The 800-nt window shown below is 73.4% G+C and carries 1 protein-coding gene and 1 pseudogene; one reads left to right on the top strand and one right to left on the bottom strand.

Annotation, left to right across the window (positions count from 1 at the left end; all coding sequences use genetic code 11):
- Window positions 1-409: pseudogene (locus GT042_RS05710) on the top strand (phospholipase); the annotation flags it as partial.
- Between the two features lie 78 nt (window positions 410-487).
- On the opposite strand, the gene GT042_RS05705 reads toward GT042_RS05710, so the two are convergent.
- On the bottom strand, window positions 488-800 hold a 313-nt coding region (locus GT042_RS05705; protein WP_161307601.1), incomplete at its 5' end, for a DUF1990 domain-containing protein.

The raw sequence follows: 800 nt of genomic DNA, 5'->3' as shown, positions 1-800 counted from the left end.
CCCGTACGCGAAGACGAACCACATCGACCACACGCTCACCGAGCAGGCGTCGATCACCTCGTTCATCGAGAACAACTGGAAGACCGGGCGGGTCGGTGACGGCTCGTTCGACGTCCGGGGCGGCACGCTGCTCAACGCCTTCGACTTCAAGCACCCGAACAAGGTCCAGGTGCTGCTGAGCAAGAACGGCGCGGTCTCGTCGATCACGTCGATCCCCAAGCACCCGGCGAAGCCGGTCAGGTCGAGCATCACGGGTCCGGCCGGGGGCAACCTCGACCGGGCCGGGCTGGCGGCGACGAGCGGTTCGACGTCCGTCGTGCTGCCGACCGCCATCGGCGCGGCGCTGCTCGTGGCGCTCGGCGGCGGCGCGTACCTGCGCCGTCGCGGCCGGGACCGCGCGGCGGTCTGAGGTCTGACGGTCCGTACGCGCGGGCGTGCGGGGAGGGCTGCTGTCCCTCTCCGCACGCCCGCGTACGTGCGCCGGGGCTCAGGCCACCACGCGCTCCAGCGTGCGGCCCAGCCGGGCGGCGTACGCCCGTTGCAGGACGGGCACCAGCGGGCCCGCGAGCCGTGTGTACCACCGGGCCGGGCGGCTGAAGGCCATCACCGTGAACCACACCGTGCCGTCCTCGCGCAGATCCACCACGAAGGACTCCTCGCCGCGCTCCGGGTGCCCGGGCAGCGTCCCGTACGCGAAACCGGTGCGGTCCTTCTCGTACGCCGTCCAGACCACCCGGCACGGCGCGCGCAGCCGCAGCGGGCCCGCGCCCAGGGAGACCTCGACGGCGCCGCCCGCCACC

It is taken from the genome of Streptomyces sp. SID3212 (assembly GCF_009865405.1).
GTDB lineage: Bacteria > Actinomycetota > Actinomycetes > Streptomycetales > Streptomycetaceae > Streptomyces.
This window is presented reverse-complemented; position numbering and strand designations above follow the sequence as displayed.